Origin of the sequence: Streptomyces sp. P6-2-1 (genome assembly GCF_050613165.1) — a bacterium.
GTDB lineage: Bacteria > Actinomycetota > Actinomycetes > Streptomycetales > Streptomycetaceae > Streptomyces.
This window is the reverse complement of record NZ_CP192513.1, coordinates 930,818-951,243: the sequence shown is the minus strand read 5'-3', so window position 1 is coordinate 951,243 and position 20,426 is coordinate 930,818. Positions and strand designations below refer to the sequence as shown.

Here is a 20,426-nt window from a genome sequence, read left to right as displayed (position 1 = left end):
CCCGGAGGGGGCCGGGAGCAACCCCGGGCCGGGGCGGGACGTCTTCGTCGCCGCCGCGCGCCCGGGGTCTCCCGGTGGGGGTTCAGCTCTCGTCGTCCAGCCAGCCCATCGTCCGCTGGACGGCCTTGCGCCACTTCTTGTACTCGGCCTCGCGGGTCTCCTCGGGCATCTTGGGCGTCCACTCCGCCGCCCTGCGCCAGTTGGCCCGCAGTTCCTCGACGTCGTTCCAGAAACCGACCGCGAGGCCCGCCGCGTACGCCGCTCCCAGACACGTGGTCTCGGCCACCATCGGCCGCACCACGGGCGCGTCGAGCACGTCCGAGAGCGTCTGCATCAGCAGGTTGTTCGAGGTCATGCCGCCGTCCACCTTGAGGGCGGTCAGGTCGACCCCGGAGTCCTTCTTCATCGCGTCCGCGATCTCCCTGGTCTGCCACGCGGTGGCTTCCAGGACGGCGCGGGCGATGTGCGCCTTCGTCACGTACCGGGTGAGCCCGGCGATCACGCCGCGCGCGTCCGGGCGCCAGTACGGGGCGAAGAGCCCGGAGAAGGCCGGGACGAAATAGGCGCCGCCGTTGTCCTCGACGGAGAAGGCGAGCGTCTCGATCTCGGCCGCGGAGTTGATGAGGCCCATCTGGTCCCGCATCCACTGTACGAGCGAGCCCGTGACCGCGATCGACCCCTCCAGGGCGTACACCGGCTTCTGGTCGCCGATGCGGTAGCCGACCGTGGTGAGCAGTCCGCTGTAGGAGTTGATCGCCTTCGTGCCGGTGTTGATCAGCATGAAGGTGCCGGTGCCGTAGGTGGACTTCGCCTCGCCCTCGGCGAAGCACGTCTGCCCGAAGAGCGCGGCCTGCTGGTCGCCGAGCGCCGAAGCGACGGGGATGCCGCCGAGCACGTCGCCGAGCAGCCCGCCCTTGACCTCGCCGTAGACCTCGGCGGAGGAGCGGATCTCGGGGAGCACCGAGGTCGGCACGCCGATCGAGGAGCAGATCTTCTCGTCCCACTCCAGCGTGCGCAGGTTCATCAGGAGGGTGCGCGAGGCATTGGTGACGTCGGTGACGTGCACGCCGCCGTTGACTCCGCCGGTCAGGTTCCAGATGACCCAGGAGTCCATCGTGCCGAAGAGCAGGTCGCCGCGGTCGGCGCGCTCCTGGAGCCCTTCCACGTTGTCGAGCAGCCAGCGGATCTTCGGGCCCGCGAAGTACGAGGAGAGCGGGAGGCCCGTCTCGCGCCGGAAGCGGTCGGCGCCGACGTTGCGGCCCAGCTCGCGACAGAGCGCGTCGGTACGGGTGTCCTGCCAGACGATCGCGTGGTGCACCGGCTGACCGGTGTGCCGGTCCCACAGCATCGTGGTCTCGCGCTGGTTGGTGATGCCGATCGCCTTGACGTCGTCCTTGGTGATCCCGGCCTTGCGGATCGCCCCGGCGACGACCTCCTGCACGTTGTCCCAGATCTCGGAGGCGTCGTGCTCGACCCAGCCCGGCTTCGGGAGGATCTGCTCGTGCTCCTTCTGGTCGACGGCGACGATCCGGCCGTCGCGGTCGAAGACGATGCAGCGGCTCGACGTGGTGCCCTGGTCGATCGCGGCGATGAAGGGGCCTGTGCCGTGTCCTGTGGTGGGGGTGCTCATGAGTGGCGCTCCTGTTACGTCATACGTCGGTGTACGTCGTGGCCTGGCGGGGGACGTGCCGCGCACGTCGTACGTCCCCGGTCCGGCCGCGGCCTCTCAGGCGAAGGTGATCTTGTAGAGCCCGCCGGCGGCGGCGGCGCCGATCAGCGGCGCGACCACCGGAATCCACGCGTACCCCCAGTCGGAGCCGCCCTTGTTCCGCAGCGGCAGCAGCGAGTGGATGATGCGCGGCCCGAGGTCTCGTACCGGGTTGATGGCGTACCCCGTGGGACCACCGAGCGAGAGGCCGATGGCCGTCACGACGAAGGCGGTGATGAGCACGCCGAGGGTGCCGAGGCCGTTGCCGTTGTCGTTGAGGCCCTGCGTGAGGATGGCGAAGACCAGTACGAAGGTGGCGATGATCTCGGTCGCGACGTTCTGCACGACATTGCGGATCTCCGGGCCGGTGGAGAAGACACCGAGGACCGGGCCCGCCTTCGGGGAGGCCTGCTTCTCGATGTCCACGAGCCCTTCCTCGCCCTTCGGGCCGGGGCCCACGAACTCGGGGTCGGAGAGGTGGGCCTTGAACTGCCCGTAGTAGGTGAACCAGACGAGCACCGCGCCGATCATGGCGCCGAGCAACTGCGAGCCCATGTACAGGGGGACGTCGCTCCACTTGGTGCCGCCCTGGATCGCGAGCCCCAGCGTGACCGCCGGGTTGAGGTGGGCCCCGGAGGGCCCGCTCGCGATGTAGGCGCCCGTGAGCACCGCGAACCCCCAGCCGAACGCGATGGCGACCCAGCCCGCGTCGAACGCCTTCGACTTCTTGAAGGTGATGGCGGCGACCACGCCACCGCCGAGGAGGATCAGTACGGCGGTCCCGATGGTCTCGCCGTAGAAAATGTCGAGGTTGGACACCAGCGACTCCTTTGTCCTTCGTCCAGGGGTGGCGAACCCCTTCTCCCCGGGGGGTTGGCCACCTCCACTGAAGAAGGGGCGCCGCCGACCCGTGGCGTCTGGCCACCCTAACGCTGATTCTCGTCAACTGTTCGACAATGCCGACCAATGACCGGCAGTTTTCTCCTCCGGCCGCACCTCGTCAACCCTCCTGCGCGCGGGATCACGGCTCACGCGCTCCCTCAGTGTGGTGTGCGACACACGGCGGGGCGAGTGGGCGGAGCCGTCCCGTGCGGCGCTCCAGGGCTTTTGCCCCCGTACGCGAAGGAAGCGCCCGCCCTCACGCGAAGACGGGGGCGTACGGCGAATGGGTGACGGGGGCGGGGGAGGAGCGAGGTGGTGGAGGCCGTGAGGCGCGGCTGCGGCGCGGCGTGCCGCCCGTGCGGGCGGGCGGACAGGCGGCGGCGCCTCCCGGCGCGCGGGTCTGCGCGTGCTCGGCGGGTGGGCTGCTCCGCCGGCGGGTGTGTCGGGCGGGTGGGCCTGCTTGGCGGGTGGGCGTATACGGCGGCGTTCCCCGCCCCTCATACGGCGGCGTGCCCCGCCCCTCCGGCCGGAAGCGCTAGAAGCGCGCCGCGCCCAGGTCGCGCGACACGGAGCGGGCGCATTCGCGGACGGCGGCGATCAGTTCGGGGCGCAGGGTGCCGTCGGGGCACAGCCGCTCGACGGCGCCGGTGACGGCGACCGCGCCGACCGGGAGGGCGCGGCGGTCGTGGATGGGGGCGGCGACCGAGGTCACGCCCTCCCAGGTCTCCTCCAGGTCGGAGGCCCAGCCCCGCTTGCGCGTCTCCTCAAGGACGGCGGTGAACTCCTCCGCCCCCGTCACCGTGCGCGCCGTGAAGGACTTGCGCTCGTTCTCCAGGGCCTCGCTGCGGGCCACCGGATCGAAGGCGGACAGCACCTTGCCGAGCCCGGTCGAGTGCAGCGGCTGCATCGCGCCCACCTCCAGGACCTGTCGGCTGTCGTCGGGCCGGAAGACGTGGTGCACGACGAGCACGCCGCCCAGGTGCAGCACCCCGAGGTGCACGCTCTCGCCGCTGGAGCGTGCCAGGTCGTCGGTCCACACGAGGGCCCTGGCCCGCAGCTCGTGCACGTCGAGATAGCTGTTCCCGAGCCGCAGCAGCTCCGCGCCCAGCTGGTACCGGCCCGAGGCCGCGTCCTGCTCCACGAAGCCCTCGGCCTGGAGGGTGCGCAGAATGCCGTGCGCGGTGCCCTTGGCGAGCCCGAGGGTCGCGGAGATGTCCGACAGCCCCAGTCGCCGCTCGCCCCCCGCAAGCAGCCGCAGCATCGCCGCTGCCCTTTCCAGCGACTGGATGTTCTTCGCCATCGCCCGGTCTCTCCTCAGTTCTCCGCAGGCCGGCGCCGCCCGGACCCTCCACGTGCGCACCCATGATCCCGCACGTTGCCTACTCCTCATGGTCGGCCATGCTGAACATCATGCGCCTATGTCGAAGAGACGTCACGGCGCAGTGCGCGAAATCCAGCCCTTCGGGCGAGGGGGGGCGAGGTCCGGGGCGGAGCCCTGCCGCGTCCACCCGGTGGAACGGTCCGACGCGTGGAAGGGCTCGCCCGCTAGGCTGCCCGTATGCGCCGCCCGCGAGGGCGCCGCACAGCCGACAGCCGTCGCACTTCTTGGGAGCCCCACATGGCCTCGTCGCCAGCCGCGTCCACCGACAGCACCAGCCGCGTCACCGCCCTCCGTCAAGCCCTCGCCTCGCGGGTGGTTGTTGCTGATGGGGCGATGGGGACGATGCTTCAGGCGCAGAATCCGACGTTGGAGGACTTCCAGGATTTGGAGGGTTGTAATGAGGTTTTGAATGTGACGCGTCCGGACATCGTGCGTGCGGTGCATGAGGCGTATTTCGATGTGGGTGTCGATTGTGTGGAGACGAACACTTTCGGTGCTAATCATGCTGCTTTTGGTGAGTACGAGATCGCGGATCGTATTCATGAGTTGTCGGAGGCGGGTGCGCGTCTGGCGCGGGAGACGGCGGATGCGTACGCGGCGCGTGATGGGCGGGTGCGGTGGGTGCTGGGCTCGATCGGGCCGGGTACGAAGCTGCCGACGCTGGGGCATCTTCCTTTTGGTGTTCTGCGGGATGGTTTCCAGCAGAACGCGGAGGGTTTGCTCGCGGGGGGTGCGGACGCGCTGATCGTGGAGACGACGCAGGACTTGTTGCAGACGAAGGCGTCGGTGCTGGGGGCGCGGCGTGCGTTGGAGGCGCTGGGTGTGGAGGTGCCGCTGATCGTGTCGCTGGCGTTCGAGACGACGGGCACGATGCTTCTGGGTTCGGAGATCGGTGCGGCGCTCACCGCGCTGGAGCCTTTGGGGATCGATGTGATCGGTCTGAATTGCTCGACGGGTCCGGCGGAGATGAGTGAGCATTTGCGGTATCTCGCGAGGCATGCGCGTATTCCGCTTGCGTGTATGCCGAACGCGGGTCTGCCGGTCCTGACGAAGGAGGGTGCGCATTTCCCGCTGAGCGCGCCGGAGCTGGCGGACTGGCAGGAAAGCTTTGTCCGGGATTATCAGTTGTCCTTGGTGGGGGGCTGCTGTGGTTCCACGCCGGAGCACTTGCGTCGGGTTGTCGAGCGGGTTCGGGGGATGGAGCCGGGGGTTCGTGAGCCGCGTCCCGAGCCGGGTGCCGCGTCGTTGTACCAGGCGGTTCCGTTTCGTCAGGACGCGTCGTATCTGGCGATTGGTGAGCGGACGAACGCGAATGGGTCGAGGAAGTTCCGGGAGGCGATGCTGGAGGGCCGCTGGGACGATTGTGTGGAGCTGGCGCGTGAGCAGATCCGTGAGGGCGCGCACATGCTCGATCTGTGTGTCGATTATGTGGGCCGTGATGGTGTCGCGGATATGCGGGAGCTGGCGGGCCGGTTCGCGACGGCGTCGACTCTTCCTCTTGTCCTGGACTCGACCGAGGTGGGTGTTCTGGAGGCCGGGCTGGAGATGCTCGGTGGGCGGGCCGTGATCAACTCGGTGAATTACGAGGACGGGGACGGGCCGCAGTCGCGTTTCGCGAGGGTCACCTCGCTGGCGCGTGAGCATGGTGCGGCGCTGATCGCGCTCACTATCGATGAGGAGGGTCAGGCCCGTACCGCCGAGGCGAAGGTGGCTGTCGCGGAGCGTCTGATCGCGGACCTGACGGGGAACTGGGGGATTCATGAGTCGGACATTCTCGTGGACTGTCTCACGTTCACGATCTGCACGGGGCAGGAGGAGTCGCGCGGGGACGGGATCGCGACGATCGAGGCGATCCGTGAGCTGAAGCGGCGTCATCCCGGTGTGCAGACCACGCTGGGTCTGTCGAACATCTCCTTCGGTCTCAATCCCGCCGCGCGTATCCTGCTGAACTCGGTGTTCCTGGACGAGTGCGTGAAGGCGGGGCTGGACTCGGCGATCGTGCACGCGAGCAAGATTCTGCCCATCGCCCGGTTCAGTGAGGAAGAGGTCTCGACCGCTCTCGATCTCGTCTACGACCGGCGGGCGCCGGGCTATGACCCGCTCCAGAAACTCATGCGGCTCTTCGAGGGGGCGACGGCGAAGTCGCTGAAGGAGGGGAAGGCGCAGGAGCTGGCCGCGCTGCCTCTGGACGAGCGGCTCAAGCGGCGCATCATCGAGGGTGAGCGCAATGGTCTGGAGGCCGATCTGGAGGAGGCGCTGCGGGCTCGTCCGGCGCTCGACATCGTCAACGCGACTCTTCTGGACGGGATGAAGGTCGTGGGGGAGTTGTTCGGGTCGGGGCAGATGCAGTTGCCGTTCGTGCTGCAGTCGGCGGAGGTCATGAAGAGCGCGGTGGCGTATCTGGAGCCGCATATGGAGAAGTCCGACGCGCAGGGCAAGGGCACGATCGTGCTGGCGACCGTGCGGGGTGATGTGCATGACATCGGGAAGAACCTGGTGGACATCATCTTGTCGAACAACGGCTACCGGGTCGTCAATCTCGGGATCAAGCAGCCTGTTTCCGCGATCCTGGAGGCGGCGGCGGAGCATCACGCGGATGTGATCGGGATGTCGGGGCTGCTGGTGAAGTCCACGGTGATCATGAAGGAGAACCTTCAGGAGCTGAACCAGCGGGGCATGGCGGCCGATTATCCCGTGATCCTGGGGGGCGCGGCGCTGACCCGCGCGTATGTGGAGCAGGACCTCCACGAGATCTACGAGGGCGAGGTGCGTTACGCCCGGGACGCTTTCGAGGGCCTGCGCCTGATGGACGCCCTGATCGGTGTCAAGCGGGGCACTCCCGGCGCGGTCCTGCCCGAGCTGAAGCAGCGCCGGGTACGGCCCGCGGCGAGCGCGAGTGTCACCGAACCCGCGGACGCCGCGCGAGAGGGACGCACGCGTTCGGACGTCGCGACGGACAACCCCGTGCCCACGCCCCCGTTCTGGGGCAGCCGTGTCGTCAAGGGCATCGGGCTCAAGGACTACGCCTCCTGGCTCGACGAGGGTGCCTTGTTCAAGGGCCAGTGGGGGCTGAAGCAGAACCGCACCGGTGACGGCCCCGGCTACGAGGAACTCGCCGAGATTGAGGGCCGCCCCCGCCTGCGCGGCTGGCTGGACCACCTCCAGACCGAGAACCTCCTCGAAGCCGCCGTGGTCTACGGCTACTACCCCTGCGTGTCCAAGGGCGACGACCTCATCCTGCTCGGCGAGGACGGCTTCGAGCGGACCCGGTTCACCTTCCCCCGCCAGCGACGCGGGCGCCGGTTGTGCCTCGCGGACTTCTTCCGCCCCGAGGAATCCGGCGAGACCGACGTCATCGGTCTCCAGATCGTCACCGTCGGCTCCCGTATCGGCGAGGCCACCGGGAAACTCTTCGCCGCCGACGCCTACCGCGACTACCTCGAACTGCACGGCCTGTCCGTCCAGCTCGCCGAAGCCCTCGCCGAGTACTGGCACGCCCGCGTCCGTTCCGAACTCGGCTTCGCCCACGAGGACCCCACCCACGTCCAGGACATGTTCGCCCTCAAATACCGAGGCGCACGCTTCTCCCTCGGCTACGGCGCCTGCCCCGACCTCGAAGACCGCGCCAAGATCGCCGCACTCCTCCACCCCGAACGCATCGGCGTCCACCTCAGCGAAGAATTCCAGCTCCACCCCGAACAATCCACCGACGCCCTCGTCATCCACCACCCCGAAGCGAAATACTTCAACGCCCGCTGAGAGGGAGTTCCGCGCAAGGCGGAAACAGCCCCTCCGGCGTGTGCGGAGCGGGGTCCTGGGCGGGGCCCGGGCGGGGCCCGGAAGGCACGGGGCGGCGCGGCGGAACGAGGCCGGGCGCCCCGTGCCGCGCCCTGTCACCGTGCCGTACGGCAATGCGCTCCGCCCCGCGCGGACGTAGACTGACCGGCCCTGCTGGCACCCCACGGAGGTTCGCCGGATGACGAGCACGATCCCCACCACCCCGCTCCTGACCGGCCGCGCGGAGCCGCTCGCGGCCGTCCTGCTCGACATGGACGGCACGCTGCTCGACACCGAGGGCCTGTGGTGGGAGGCGGAGGTCGCGGTCTTCGCGCGGCTCGGCCACCGGCTCGACGAGTCCTGGCGCGGCGTCGTGGTCGGCGGCCCCATGACCCGTAGCGCCGGCTACCTCATCGAGGCCACGGGCGCCGCCATCGCCGTCGAGGAGCTGAGCGGCCTGCTCAACGACGCCTTCGAGGAGCGCATCGCCCGTGACCTGCCGCTCATGCCGGGCGCCGCGCGGCTGCTCGCCGAGCTGCACGGCGCGCGCGTTCCCACCGCGCTCGTCTCCGCCTCGCACCGCCGCATCATCGACCGCGCCCTGCCCGCGCTCGGCGCCCACCACTTCGCGCACACCGTCGCGGGCGACGAGGTGACCCGTACCAAGCCCCACCCCGAGCCCTACCTCCACGCCGCCCGGCGGCTCGGTGTGGACCCGTCCAGGTGCGTCGTGGTCGAGGACACCGCGACCGGCGTGGCCTCCGCCGAGGCGGCGGGCTGCCGGGTCCTCGCCGTTCCCTCCGTGGCGCCCATCGCGGCCGCCGCGCGCCGCACCGTGGTGCCCTCGCTCGACTCCGTGGATCTGACGTTCCTGCGCGGGTTGTGCACGGGCTGAGGAGATCCTGGTGCCCACATGGCAGACCGTTGACCGATATCCGGACGCGCGGACCGTATACAGGACGTGACTGCCGGACGCCGGAAAGCAGTCACCGCCACAAGGGGGTCACTTGCCCCATTCGCGCGGCATGTGGTGAGCTTTCTCACGTGGTGAACCCATCGACACCGGTCGCGCGCTGTGTATCCGTCCGTTATCCGGTGCGCGGGGCGGGGTCTTTGTGTCCCCATTTGATGTTTCTTCGGTGAAACCTCACACGGCCGGTGCTCCATACCGTTGACGGTCCGTTTCCCTGCGTGTTCTCCCTCCGCGCGGCCTCTGTCCGACCGGCCGTCAAAGGCCGCTGCGGGGAGCACTAATCTCAACGCGGGACACGACGGTGTTACTTCTCGCACAAACCCGGCGGGGCCGCGCACATCCCTGCGCCTGGCCCGGGACCGACAGCTCTGGAGAAATACGCGCATGAACCGCAAGACTTGGGTGCTGCCCGTCGCCATCGGCGTGCTCGCCCCCGTGCTCGCCGGCTGTGGCGACTCGGGCAGTGGAGACGGCGGTGGCAAGCCCATCGTGGTCGGCACCACCGACGCGTACGAGAAGAGCGCCGATGCGCCCGCGCCGCTCGACCCGGCCTACGCCTACGACAGCGCCCTGTGGAACGTGCTGCGCCAGACGCTCCAGTCGCTCGTCCGCGTCCCCAAGGGTGGCGGCCAGCCGCAGCCCGACGCGGCCAAGTCCTGCAAGTGGATCGGCTCCGGCGGCACCGTCTACACCTGCGAGATGCGCGACGGGCTCCAGTTCCCCGACGGGACCGAGATCACGTCCAAGGACGTGAAGTACTCGATCCAGCGCGTGCTGGACATCAAGGACCCCAACGGCGCCGTGGGTCTGCTCTCCGGCATCAAGACGATGGACACCCCGGACGAGAAGCACATCACCTTCCACCTCAGCAGCCCCGACGCGACGCTGCCGTACAAGCTCGCCACCCCCGTCGCGGGCATCGTGGAGCAGAAGTACTACCCGCCGAAGTCGCTCCGCAAGGGCTTCGTGCTCAACGGCTCGGGTCCCTACACGCTGGAGGCGGAGACCGACAGCAAGGCCATGACGAAGGTGAAGTTCACCAAGAACCCGAAGTACAAGGGCTCGCTGACGGTGAAGAACAGCCGCGTCGACCTCGTCTCCTACGCCGGCGCCCCCGCACTCGGCGACGCCCTGGAGGCCGGGAAGATCGACGTCATGACAGGGAAGTTCGACCCGGCCCAGGTCGAGTCCCTGCTCGACAACCCGCCCGAGCACGTCCAGTTCATGGAGATGCCGGGTCTGGAGACGCACTACATCATCTTCGACACCAGCAACCCGGCCACCTCCAAGCCGGTCCGGCAGGCCGTGTCGCAGCTCGTCGACCGCGGCGAGATAGCCAGCAAGGTGTACTCGCCGGTCGCCGAGCCGCTCTACTCGCTCGTCCCCGCCGCCATCGCCGGGCACACCAACTCCTTCTTCAACCGGTACGGCAACCCGAACGTCGCCAAGGCGAAGACCATCCTGGAGAAGGCCGGGATCACCACCCCGGTCAAGTTCGACATGTACTACTCCAAGGAGCACTACGGGCCCGCCAAGGAGAAGGAGTACAAGCTCATCCAGAAGCAGCTCAACGACAGTGGGCTCTTCGACGTGACGCTCAAGGACGTCGCCGACTGGACGAAGTACCGCAAGGCCGGGATGGACGGCAAGTACCCCGCCTACACGATGGCGTGGGCGCCCGACTTCCCCGACGCGGACAACTACATCGCCCCGTTCCTCGACGCGGACAACTTCCTCAACTCGCCGTACAACAGCAAGGACATCCGCAAGAACCTGATCCCCGCCGAGCGGCGCGGATCGGACCGCGGCGAGGCGGCCCCCGACCTGGAGAAGATCCAGGACATCGTCGCCGACGACGTGCCCGTCGTCCCGATGTGGCAGGGCAAGCAGTACATCGGCGCCCGCGACGACATCACCGGCGTCGAGTGGTCGCTCAGCACCTCCACCGACCTCCAGCTCTGGGAGCTGGCCCGCGGCGTGGGCGACTGACCGGTTTCCCCGCGGGCCGACTCCGCACAGCGGGGCCGCAGGGGTCAACTTCCGGTCGGCATATGCCAGATGACTGTACCGGCGGGTAACTCCGTGTCCACTGCGCGGACTTCACACCCCGTCCCGCTGTGATCTTTTTCACCGACCCCGCTGTCGACAACGGGCGGCGCCTGTGCAGGCGCCGCCCGTTCGGCATGCCCGGAGGCGCCCATGTGTCCCGGTTCATCGACAGGTGCGCGAAAATCTTCCCCCGGGGCACCCGTCACTCCCGGCGACCCCGACTGCGCTGCGTGATCGCCCGCGCAACCCTCTCTCCCGAGCCTTCGCCGCGCGCGCACTAATGTCGTCGCGAGCACCACGGCGTTACACCTTCCGCAGCTCCTGGCGCCACCTCCCCGCACGTCCGCACGCCCGGCATGTCCGGTGATTCCGCATGCCCGTACGTCGCGCACGTCCGCCGTCACCAGGGGCCGACAGCTCTGGAGAACGACCAGCATGAACCGCAAGACTTGGGTGCTGCCGTCCGTCATCGGCCTGCTCGTGCCCGTGCTCGCCGGCTGCGGCGGGCTGACCGGCTCGGACGACAAGGACAAGCCGATCGTCGTAGGCACCTCCGACGTCTTCTCCGTCAGCAAGGACATCCCAGCCCCCCTCGACCCGGCGTACTCCTACGACATCTCCTCCTGGAACCTGCTGCGGCAGACGGTCGAGCCCCTCATGCGCATCCCGCGCGGCGGCGGCGCGCCGACCCCCGAGGCCGCCCAGGAGTGCTCCTTCACCGACGCCGGGCAGCAGCGTTACGTCTGCAAGTTGCGCTCGGGCCTGGAGTTCTCCAACGGGCACCCCATCACAGCGAAGACCTTCAAGTACTCGATCGAACGCGTCATCCGCATCAGCGCGGACTCGGGCGTCAAGGCGCTGCTCACCAACATCGACACCATCCAGACGCCCAGCGACCACGAGATCGTCTTCATGCTCAAGACGCCGGACGCCACCTTCCCGTACAAGCTCTCCACGCCGACAGCGGCGGCCGTCGACCCCACGCTCTACCCGAAGGACAAGCTCCGCCCCGGCTTCACCCTCGACGGCTCGGGCCCCTACACCGTCAAGCTGGAGACCGAGGGCGACAGCGTCACCAACGCCGCCTTCACGCGCAATCCGAAGTACAAGGGCAGCATCAAAGTCCAGAACGACCGCATCGACCTGCGCCCCTACAAGGACGGCAAGGGCCTCGGCGCCGCCGTCGAGGACGGCCAGATCGACATGGTCGTCAAGGGGCTGACGACGCGTGAGTCCGAGAAGTGGCTGGCGGACCCGCCCGAGCACGTCGGCGTCACGGAGCTGCCGGCACTGGAGATCCGCTACCTCGCCTTCGACACCGACGACCCGCTGGTCTCGAAGCCCGTCCGGCAGGCGATGGCCCACGTCATCGACCGGGGCCAGATCGCCTCCGAGGTGTACGGCACCTCCGCCGAACCGCTCTACTCGCTCGTGCCCCAGGGCGTCGCGGGACACAGCAACTCCTTCTTCAACGTCTACGGCGAGCCCAGCGTCTCCAAGGCGCGCGGCGTGCTGGCCGATGCCGGAGTCACGACCCCCGTCAAACTCACCCTCAACTACGCGACCGACCACTACGGGGCGCGCACCAAGGGCGAGTTCGAGGTCCTCAAGAAGCAGCTCAACGCCTCGGGCCTCTTCGACGTGAAGATCAAGGGCCGCCCCTGGGTCGTCCACAAGCCCGAGGAGCAGAAGGGCAAGTACGAGGTCTACGGGATGGGCTGGTTCCCCGACTTCCCCGACCCCGACAGCTTCATCGCCCCCTTCCTCGACAAGCCGAACTTCCTCAACTCCCCTTACGACAACAAGCGGATACGCAAGGAACTCATCCCCGACTCGCGCCGCGCCGCCGACCGCCTCTCCACCGCCAACGGCAGCCTCCAGAAGATCCAGGACCTCGTCGCCGACGACGTCCCCTTCCTCCCTCTGTGGCAGGGCAAGCAGTACGTCGCCGCCCGCGACGACATCACCGGCGTCGAGTGGACCCTCAGCTCCTCCTCGATCCTCCAGCTCTGGGAACTCGACCGCGGCGTGGGCAGCTGAGCCACCGCGCACACGTACGGCGGCCCGCCCCGTGGTCACGGGGCGGGCCGCCGTACGTCAGGAACAACGGCCGCACGCGAAGGGCACGGCCGTACCGGTCAGGGGTCACTGCCCGCCGGGCCGCACCAGTCCGCTCTCGTACGCGTACACCGCCGCCTGCACCCGGTCGCGCAGCCCCAGCTTCGTGAGCACGTGGCCCACATGCGTCTTCACGGTCGTCTCGCTCACGAAGAGGTCCGCCGCGATCTCCGCGTTCGACAAGCCCCGCGCCACGAGCTTGAGCACCTCCACCTCACGCTCCGTGAGCGTCTGGAGCGTGCTGGGGGCCTGCTCCTCGCCGGAGGGCAGGTGCCCCGCGTACTTGTCGAGCAGCCGCCGCGTGACACTCGGCGCGAGCATCGCCTCGCCGCTCGCCACCACCCGGATCGCCTGCACCAGCTCGTGCGCGGGCGCGTCCTTGAGCAGGAAGCCGCTCGCCCCCGCCCGCAACGCCTCCACGACGTACTCGTCGAGGTCGAAGGTCGTCAGGACGAGCACCTTGACCGGGCCGTCCCGCTCGGGGCCCGTGATCTGGCGGGTCGCCTCGACGCCGTCCATGCGGGGCATGCGGATGTCCATGAGCACGACGTCCGGCTGAAGCGCCCGCACCTGGTCGAGCGCCTGCACGCCGTCCCCGGCCTCGCCCACCACCGCCACATCGGGCTCGGCCTCCAGGATCATCCGGAAGCCGGTGCGCAGCAGCGGCTGGTCGTCCACCAGGAGGACACGGATCGCCACGGGAAGTCTCCTTCGTTAGCCCCGGGCCATTGTGCCCTGCGGCCGGAAGCGGGACGGGGCCGGTGGGGGGTCAGGCGCCGGCCCGCGGCGCGGACGCTTCGCCCGCCGCCCGTACCGGGAGCGGGTACGGCGGGGGAGTGCCGCCGAACTCCGGGCACACCGCGCGGTGGTCGCACCAGCCGCACAGCTTCGAGGGCCGCGGCCGCCAGTCCCCGCTCGCCGTCGCCTCCTCGATCGCCTGCCACAGCGCGTGCAGCTTCCGCTCGACGCGCTCCAGGTCGGCGGGGACCGGGTCGTAGGTGAGCACGTCACCGCTGCCGAGGTAGACGAGCTGGAGCCGGCGCGGCACGACGCCCTTCAGGCGCCACACCACGAGCGCGTAGAACTTCATTTGAAAGAGCGCGCCCTCCGCGTACTGCGGCCGCGGCGCCTTGCCCGTCTTGTAGTCGACGATGCGGACGTCGCCGGTCGCCGGGGCGATGTCGACCCGGTCGATGATGCCGCGCAGGCGCAGCCCGGAGTCGAGCGAGGTCTCCACGAACATCTCGCGCTCGGCGGGTTCCAGACGCGTCGGGTCCTCCAGCGTGAACCACCGCTCGACGAGCCGTTCCGCCGAGGCCAGCCAGCGCGCGAGCCGCTCGTCGGCCGTGCCCGCCGCGGCCCCGTCCCCGTCCTCCGCCGCCACATCGGTGAACAGCGCGTCCAGCTCGGGCCGCGCCGCGCGCAGCTTCTCCCACTGCCCCGGCAGCAGGGCCGTGGCGCGCCGCGCCGTGCGCTCGGCCGCGGGCGCGTCGAAGAGCCGCTCCAGGACCGCGTGCACGAGCGTGCCCCGCGTCGCCGCCTCGCTGGGCTTCTCGGGCAGCCTGTCGATGACGCGGAAACGGTAGAGCAGCGGGCACTGCATGAAGTCGCTCGCGCGCGAGGGCGAGAGCGAGGACGGCGGAGCGGGCGGCCTCGGCCCCGGCACGGTCGAGGCCGCCGCGGGCACCCGGGCGGCCTCCACCGGTACGGGTCCGGCCTCCGCCGGTGCGGGTCCGGCCTCCGCCGGTGCGGGTCCGGCCTCCGCCGGTACGGGTCCGGCCTCCGCCGGTACGGGGGACACGCCCCCCTCCGCCGGGGTCACCCCCGTACCACCGCTCCCGTCCTCGCCCGTCCCACGGGCCTTGTGCCCCGACGCCCGCACCGCACTGCTCTCCATGACCCCCGACCCTACGGCCCCGTACGGACATCCGGACGCATACCATCGACTCCAGCCAAGGCACCGACGAGGGGAACGTTTCACCGTGGACGAACGCGGCGAGAACGGGCACGCGCCCACCGGGGGTCCCGGCGGCCGCCCGCCCGCCCCGCACGGCCCGCCGGGCAAACGCCCCGCGCGCGAGCCGGGGGAACCCGGCAACGGCTTCCTCGTGGGCCGCCCCTTCGGCGTACCGGTGTACGTCGCGCCGAGCTGGTTCCTCGTCGCCGCGCTCATCACCTGGGTCTTCGGCGGACAGCTCGACCGCGTCCTGCCGGAACTCGGCGCGGTCCGCTACCTCGTCTCGCTCTTCTTCGCCCTCGCCTTCTACGCCTCCGTCCTCGTCCACGAACTCGCGCACACCGTCGCGGCGCTCCGCTTCGGGCTGCCCGTACGGCGCATTCAGCTCCAGTTCTTCGGCGGCGTCTCGGAGATCGAGAAGGAGAGCGAGAGCCCCGGGCGCGAATTCGTCCTCGCCTTCGTCGGGCCGCTCCTCTCGCTCGTGCTCGCCGCCGTCTTCTACGGCTTCCTCTACGTGGTCGAACCGGGCACGGTCCCCGGGGTGCTCGTCGCCGGGCTGATGATCTCCAACCTCATCGTCGCCGTCTTCAACCTGCTCCCCGGACTCCCGCTCGACGGCGGCCGGATGTTGCGCGCCGTCGTCTGGAAGTGCACGGGCAGCGCCATGAAGGGCAGCGTCGCGGCCGCCTGGGCCGGGCGCGGACTCGCCGTCGCCGTCCTGATCGGGCTCCCGCTCCTCACCCAGTCCGACCTGCTCGGCGACGCCCCCGAGACGGTGAGCGCCACCGACACCGTCTTCGACGCGCTGCTCGCCGCGATCCTCGCCGCCATCATCTGGACAGGCGCCGGCAACGGCCTGCGCATGGCGCGGCTGCGCGAGCACCTGCCCGCCCTGCGCGTGCGCAGCCTCACCCGGCGCGCCATCCCCGTGGAGGGCCCGACCCCGCTCTCGGAGGCACTGCGCCGCGCCAACGAGGCGGGTGCCCGCGCCCTCGTCGTCGTCGACGGGTACGGGACGCCGCAGGCCCTCGTCCGTGAGAGCGCCATCGTCGCCGTGCCCGAGCACCGCCGCCCCTGGGTCGCCGTCTCGACCCTCGCCCAGGACCTCACCGACGACCTGCGCGTCTCGGCCGAGCTGGGCGGCGAGGAACTGCTCGAACGGCTGCGCGCGCACCCGGCGAGCGAGTACCTGGTCGTCGAGGAGACCGGCGAGATCTACGGGGTGCTCTCCGCCGCCGACGTCGACCGGGCCTTCGTACGGGCGATGGCCAGGCCCTGAGGCGTCAACGGCCCCGGTCCGGCGCACCCGCACGGGCCGGTAGGCTTGCGCACATGTCCGAACCGACCGGTGCCGCCCGCCGACGCGGGCCCTTCACGGTCGGGGACCAGGTACAGCTCACCGACCCCAAGGGCCGCCACTACACCTTCACGCTCGAAGCCGGGAAGAACTTCCACACCCACAAGGGTTCCTTCCCGCACGACGAGCTGATCGGCTCCCCCGAAGGCAGCGTGGTCCGCACCACCGGGAACGTCGCCTATCTCGCGCTGCGCCCCCTGCTCCCCGACTTCGTCCTGTCCATGCCCCGCGGGGCCGCCGTCGTCTACCCCAAGGACGCCGGGCAGATCATCGCCTTCGCCGACATCTTCCCCGGCGCGCGCGTCGTCGAGGCCGGTGTGGGCTCGGGCTCGCTGAGCGCCTTCCTGCTGCGCGCCATCGGCGACCACGGGATGCTGCACAGCTACGAGCGGCGCGCCGACTTCGCGGAGATCGCGCAGGGCAACGTGGAGCGCTACTTCGGCGGCCCGCACCCGGCCTGGCAGCTCACCGTCGGAGACCTCCAGGACCACCTGAGCGACACCGAGGTCGACCGCGTCGTCCTCGACATGCTCGCGCCCTGGGAGTGCCTGGAGGCCGTGTCCAAGGCGCTCGTGCCCGGCGGCATCCTGTGCTGCTACGTGGCGACGACGACGCAGCTCTCCCGCACCGTCGAGACGATCCGCGAGCACGGGTGCTTCGCGGAGCCGCAGCCGTGGGAGTCGATGATCCGCAACTGGCACGTGGAGGGCCTCGCGGTCCGCCCCGACCACCGCATGATCGGCCACACCGGCTTCCTCGTCACCGCCCGCCGCCTCGCCGACGGCGTCGAACCCCCCATGCGCCGCCGCCGCCCGGCCAAGGGCGCCTACGGAGACGACTACGAGGGCCCGGGCAGCGGCAGTCGCTGATCCCTTTCCTCACCGGCCCCGCTGTGGGCAGGCCGTTCCGCCCGGCGGAACGGGTGGGCACAGCGGGGCCCGCAGGCTCGGCCTGCTGCCGCGGCGAGCGCCTGCGCGCACAACAGGGCGCCCCCGCGCAAGCGGAGGGCGCACGGCGGGGCCACCCCGCCCTGTCCCGCCCCTGTGAGGTATGGCACGATGCCGACCACCCCACCGGCACGCGCCCACAGCGGGAGACACACCCTCGTGCAGCACTCCGTCGAACCGGAACTCGCCCATACCCGCACCACCCCCCTGCACTGGCTCGCCGTCGCCGCCGCCCTCAGCGCGGTGATCTCCCTCTCCTCGGTGTTCCAGCCCGACGAGGCCGGCGCCACCACGCACCCCGCGCCCGGCCCCACGCCCTCGTCCCACGCGGCGGCCCGCCCGGTGCCCGCCCCCGACGCCGCCCTCGCCACGTACCCGCTCACCTGCCCCGCCCCGCCGGGCGGGAAGGCGGAGCCGCCGACCCTCGCCGCCCACGTCGCGGGGGACCTCGACGGGGACGGCAACCCGGAGACCGTCGCGCTCGTCCACTGCGCGGCGGGCTCGGGCAATCCGCCCGAGGGCCTGTACGTCCTCACCCGCACGGCCGCGCGGAAGGAGCCCCGCGTCGTCGCGACGCTCCTCGACCCCACCGAGCAGCGCACCGTCGAGGGCCTCGCGATCCGCCGGGGCCAGGTGCGCGCGAGCGTGCTCGGCTACTCCAGCCTGGACGTCCCCCGCTGCTGCCCCGACGTCCACCAGGCCACGGCCTGGACCTGGCACGCGAACGGCTTCACCCGCTCCAGCCCCGGGGCCCCCGCGGGTGACGGCCTCGCCTGAACGCGCGTCACTCCCGCGGTCGACCGGGGACGCCCTCGCGGGCGGCCGCGCGCGGTCCCGGACGCGCCCCGCTCCGTACCGCCGACCGGGTGCGCCCCCGCGGTGTTCCGCGCGAAGGGGCCGCCCCGGATCGGGACGGCCCCCTGGCCGGTGTCGCGGTCGGTTCAGCTCTCGGCCGCCTCCGGCCCGTACACCTCCACGCGGTCGGCGACCCTGCGCACGTGGATGCACTCGCCGGGGCACTCCTTCGCCGAGTCCACGACGTCGCGGAGCAGCGGGAGCGGGACGCGCGTGCTCGCGCCGGGGGCCTGGAGGAGTTCGTCGTCGCCGCTCTTGACGTACGCGAGCCCGTCGATGTCCAGCTCGAAGACCTCGGGGGCGTACTGCGCGCAGATGCCGTCGCCCGTGCACAGGTCCTGGTCGATCCAGACCTCCAGCGGTTCGTCCTCCCGCGCCGCGAGCCCGGACTCCTGCTGTGCGGTCATGTTTCCTGCCGTTTCCTCTGCGTGAAGCCCACCACCGTCAAGGGGGGTTGAACACCTCGACGATACAACCGGGCCGCTTCAGCGGGAGATGGGTGGGTATTCCCCTCGGGAGAGGGAGAGCGCAAGGGTGAACATCGGACACGCCCCAGGGTCTTTTTGATCTAGGGGTTTCAACCGGCACCCGCCCAGGTAGGGTCTGGAAGCGTCCAGCTCCCTTTGGAGGAGGTGAGGACCGTGGCAGCCCACGACGACGACATGAACCGCGGCATCCGCCCGGGCCGGGGGTCCGAGGACCCGCTCGCCCAGGTCGCCCAGCTTGAGCAGGAGATCGCCGTCCTGCGGCGCAAGCTCGCCGACTCACCGCGTCACACAAGGATTCTTGAGGACCGGATCGTCGAGCTTCAGACCAACCTGGCCGGGGTGTCCGCGCAGAACGAACGACTGGCGAACACCCTCCGCGAGGCCCGCGACCAGATCGTGGCCCTCAAGGAGGAAGTGGATCGCCTCGCCCAGCCCCCCGCGGGCTTCGGTGTCTTCCTCGCGGCGAACGAGGACGGCACCGTCGACATCTTCACCGGCGGGCGCAAGCTCCGGGTGAACGTCAGCCCCGAGATCGAGACCGACATTTTGCAGCGTGGCCAGGAGGTCATGCTCAACGAAGCGCTCAACGTGGTCGAGGCCATGCAGTTCGAGCGCGCGGGCGACATCGTCACCCTCAAGGAGATCCTGGAGGACGGCGAACGTGCCCTCGTGGTGGGGCACACCGACGAGGAGCGCGTCGTGCGCCTCGCCGAGCCCCTCATCGGAGTCACCATCAGGGCCGGCGACGCCCTGCTCCTCGATTCGCGTTCCGGGTACGTCTACGAGGTCGTGCCCAAGAGCGAGGTCGAGGAACTGGTCCTCGAAGAGGTCCCGGACATCGGCTACGAGCAGATCGGCGGCCTGGGCAACCAGATCGAGCTGATCCGCGACGCCGTCGAGCTTCCGTACCTCTACCCGGACCTCTTCAAGGAGCACGAGCTGCGGCCGCCCAAGGGCGTGCTGCTCTACGGCCCGCCCGGCTGCGGCAAGACGCTCATCGCCAAGGCCGTCGCCAACTCGCTCGCCAAGAAGGTGGCCGAGGTCACCGGACAGGCGGCGGGCAAGAGCTACTTCCTGAACATCAAGGGCCCCGAGCTGCTCAACAAGTACGTCGGCGAGACCGAGCGGCACATCCGCCTGGTCTTCCAGCGGGCCCGGGAGAAGGCGAGCGAGGGCACCCCCGTCATCGTCTTCTTCGACGAGATGGAATCCCTCTTCCGCACCCGTGGTTCCGGCGTCAGCTCGGACGTGGAGAACACCATCGTCCCCCAGCTGCTCGCCGAGATCGACGGTGTGGAAGGCCTGGAGAACGTCATCGTCATCGGGGCGTCGAACCGCGAGGACATGATCGACCCCGCGATTCTGCGCCCGGGCCGGCTCGACGTGAAGATCAAGATCGAGCGCCCCGACGCCGAGGCGGCGAAGGACATCTTCGCGAAGTACCTCACCGACAGGCTCCCGCTGCACACCGACGACCTCGCCGAGCACACGGGCGACCGCGCGGAGACCGTCCACGGCATGATCCAGTCCGTGGTCGAGCAGATGTACGCCGAATCGGACGAGAACCGCTTCCTGGAAGTGACCTACGCCAACGGTGACAAGGAAGTCCTGTACTTCAAGGACTTCAACTCCGGCGCCATGATCGAGAACATCGTCGGCCGCGCCAAGAAGATGGCCATCAAGGCCTTCCTCGAACAGAACCAGAAGGGCCTTCGCGTCTCCCACCTCCTCCAGGCGTGCGTGGACGAGTTCAAGGAGAACGAGGACCTGCCCAACACCACCAACCCGGACGACTGGGCCCGCATCTCCGGCAAGAAGGGGGAACGGATCGTCTACATCCGCACCCTCGTCACCGGGAAGCAGGGCGCCGACACCGGTCGCTCCATCGACACGGTGGCGAACACCGGTCAGTACCTGTAGGTATTCATACGCAG

14 protein-coding genes are annotated in these 20,426 nt (G+C 69.9%); 8 read left to right on the top strand and 6 right to left on the bottom strand.

The genetic code is table 11. The annotated features are described in order from the left end of the window. Window positions 1-82: 82 nt before the first annotated feature. The 3 genes from glpK to ACQYWQ_RS04260 form a co-directional block, all read right to left on the bottom strand. Window positions 83-1,630: a glycerol kinase GlpK gene (gene glpK, locus ACQYWQ_RS04270; RefSeq protein ID WP_431032531.1), complete on the bottom strand. Its 1,548-nt coding sequence runs from the start codon at window positions 1,628-1,630 to the stop codon at window positions 83-85. A gap of 96 nt (window positions 1,631-1,726) precedes the next feature. Next, window positions 1,727-2,527 (bottom strand): MIP/aquaporin family protein, encoded by an 801-nt coding sequence (locus tag ACQYWQ_RS04265; RefSeq protein WP_431032530.1) that lies wholly within the window; start codon window positions 2,525-2,527, stop codon window positions 1,727-1,729. A gap of 598 nt (window positions 2,528-3,125) precedes the next feature. Further along, on the bottom strand, window positions 3,126-3,890 hold the full coding sequence (locus tag ACQYWQ_RS04260; protein WP_431032529.1) for an IclR family transcriptional regulator: 765 nt from the start codon (window positions 3,888-3,890) through the stop codon (window positions 3,126-3,128). Between the two features lie 318 nt (window positions 3,891-4,208). Here ACQYWQ_RS04260 and metH point away from each other — a divergent pair, with 318 nt between their 5' ends. The 4 genes from metH to ACQYWQ_RS04240 all read left to right on the top strand — a co-directional run bounded on the left by metH (window position 4,209) and on the right by ACQYWQ_RS04240 (window position 12,810). Further along, complete coding sequence (gene metH / locus ACQYWQ_RS04255) at window positions 4,209-7,730, top strand: methionine synthase (protein ID WP_431032528.1); 3,522 nt, start codon at window positions 4,209-4,211, stop codon at window positions 7,728-7,730. 217 nt (window positions 7,731-7,947) lie between these two features. Then, window positions 7,948-8,643, top strand: a complete 696-nt coding sequence (locus tag ACQYWQ_RS04250) for an HAD family hydrolase (protein ID WP_431032527.1) — start codon at window positions 7,948-7,950, stop codon at window positions 8,641-8,643. A gap of 462 nt (window positions 8,644-9,105) precedes the next feature. Next, window positions 9,106-10,710 (top strand): ABC transporter substrate-binding protein, encoded by a 1,605-nt coding sequence (locus tag ACQYWQ_RS04245; RefSeq protein WP_431032526.1) that lies wholly within the window; start codon window positions 9,106-9,108, stop codon window positions 10,708-10,710. 495 nt (window positions 10,711-11,205) lie between these two features. Then, entirely contained in the window at window positions 11,206-12,810 is a 1,605-nt protein-coding gene (locus ACQYWQ_RS04240) for an ABC transporter substrate-binding protein (RefSeq protein ID WP_431032525.1), read from the top strand. 105 nt (window positions 12,811-12,915) lie between these two features. Here the strand turns inward: ACQYWQ_RS04240 and ACQYWQ_RS04235 are convergent, their stop codons facing one another. Both ACQYWQ_RS04235 and ACQYWQ_RS04230 read right to left on the bottom strand, forming a co-directional pair. Continuing rightward, complete coding sequence (locus ACQYWQ_RS04235) at window positions 12,916-13,587, bottom strand: response regulator (RefSeq protein WP_431032524.1); 672 nt, start codon at window positions 13,585-13,587, stop codon at window positions 12,916-12,918. Between the two features lie 70 nt (window positions 13,588-13,657). Next, entirely contained in the window at window positions 13,658-14,785 is a 1,128-nt protein-coding gene (locus ACQYWQ_RS04230; protein WP_431032523.1) for a RecB family exonuclease, read from the bottom strand. Between the two features lie 85 nt (window positions 14,786-14,870). On the opposite strand from ACQYWQ_RS04230, the gene ACQYWQ_RS04225 reads away from it, so the two are divergent. From ACQYWQ_RS04225 to ACQYWQ_RS04215, 3 genes are all read left to right on the top strand, one after another. After that, window positions 14,871-16,124, top strand: a complete 1,254-nt coding sequence (locus tag ACQYWQ_RS04225) for a site-2 protease family protein (protein WP_431032522.1) — start codon at window positions 14,871-14,873, stop codon at window positions 16,122-16,124. A gap of 53 nt (window positions 16,125-16,177) precedes the next feature. Continuing rightward, on the top strand, window positions 16,178-17,071 hold the full coding sequence (locus ACQYWQ_RS04220; protein WP_431032521.1) for a tRNA (adenine-N1)-methyltransferase: 894 nt from the start codon (window positions 16,178-16,180) through the stop codon (window positions 17,069-17,071). Window positions 17,072-17,308: 237 nt separating this feature from the next. After that, window positions 17,309-17,926, top strand: coding sequence for a hypothetical protein (locus ACQYWQ_RS04215; protein ID WP_431039057.1), 618 nt, complete (start codon window positions 17,309-17,311; stop codon window positions 17,924-17,926). A 164-nt stretch (window positions 17,927-18,090) separates the two neighbouring features. On the opposite strand, the gene ACQYWQ_RS04210 is transcribed toward ACQYWQ_RS04215, so the two are convergent. Further along, window positions 18,091-18,411, bottom strand: a complete 321-nt coding sequence (locus tag ACQYWQ_RS04210; RefSeq protein ID WP_431032520.1) for a ferredoxin — start codon at window positions 18,409-18,411, stop codon at window positions 18,091-18,093. A gap of 234 nt (window positions 18,412-18,645) precedes the next feature. Here ACQYWQ_RS04210 and arc point away from each other — a divergent pair, with 234 nt between their 5' ends. Then, window positions 18,646-20,412, top strand: coding sequence for a proteasome ATPase (gene arc, locus ACQYWQ_RS04205; protein WP_431032519.1), 1,767 nt, complete (start codon window positions 18,646-18,648; stop codon window positions 20,410-20,412). Window positions 20,413-20,426: the final 14 nt, after the last annotated feature.

What these genes read in the sequence shown, in the direction of transcription:
- ACQYWQ_RS04230 (WP_431032523.1), bottom strand. Translation starts at nt 14,785, where the DNA reads ATGGAGAGCAGTGCGGTGCGGGCGTCGGGGCACAAGGCCCGTGGGACG.
- ACQYWQ_RS04245 (WP_431032526.1), top strand. Translation starts at nt 9,106, where the DNA reads ATGAACCGCAAGACTTGGGTGCTGCCCGTCGCCATCGGCGTGCTCGCC.
- glpK (WP_431032531.1), bottom strand. Translation starts at nt 1,630, where the DNA reads ATGAGCACCCCCACCACAGGACACGGCACAGGCCCCTTCATCGCCGCG.
- metH (WP_431032528.1), top strand. Translation starts at nt 4,209, where the DNA reads ATGGCCTCGTCGCCAGCCGCGTCCACCGACAGCACCAGCCGCGTCACC.
- ACQYWQ_RS04260 (WP_431032529.1), bottom strand. Translation starts at nt 3,890, where the DNA reads ATGGCGAAGAACATCCAGTCGCTGGAAAGGGCAGCGGCGATGCTGCGG.
- ACQYWQ_RS04210 (WP_431032520.1), bottom strand. Translation starts at nt 18,411, where the DNA reads ATGACCGCACAGCAGGAGTCCGGGCTCGCGGCGCGGGAGGACGAACCG.
- ACQYWQ_RS04250 (WP_431032527.1), top strand. Translation starts at nt 7,948, where the DNA reads ATGACGAGCACGATCCCCACCACCCCGCTCCTGACCGGCCGCGCGGAG.
- ACQYWQ_RS04220 (WP_431032521.1), top strand. Translation starts at nt 16,178, where the DNA reads ATGTCCGAACCGACCGGTGCCGCCCGCCGACGCGGGCCCTTCACGGTC.
- ACQYWQ_RS04240 (WP_431032525.1), top strand. Translation starts at nt 11,206, where the DNA reads ATGAACCGCAAGACTTGGGTGCTGCCGTCCGTCATCGGCCTGCTCGTG.